This window comes from Methylobacterium sp. AC315, assembly GCF_979253755.1.
In genome coordinates this window covers 1-293 of record NZ_CEEDEA010000083.1, presented here as the reverse complement: position 1 = coordinate 293, position 293 = coordinate 1, and the positions used below count along the sequence as shown (strand labels likewise).

1 pseudogene is annotated in these 293 nt (G+C 65.2%); it reads right to left on the bottom strand.

From position 1 onward, the window contains the following. A pseudogene (locus tag AC0IY0_RS28805) lies at positions 1-293 on the bottom strand (type VI secretion system tip protein VgrG); the annotation flags it as partial.

Genomic DNA, 293 nt, shown 5'->3' with positions numbered 1-293 from the left:
CCCGACCACATCTGCGCCACTCGAACGGGGCGAGAGATCTTTTCCTTGTCACGAGTCCAGTGGAATTGAACGAAGATCCGCCCTTGTTCGTCGACGTCAATCTCCTCGCTCTCCTTGCCCGTGCGGGTCGTGACAATCGCCGTCTGAGGGCCGTGCACCCGCGGCCGCGGGGTGACGCGGGGTGCACGGTAGGGTCGATCGACCGGCTGGATCTCGTAGGTACCTTGATAGAGTTCGCCGGCGCCCCCACCGGGGCCGCTGCGATACGCCTCAGTGCTGATGACGTGGCGGGC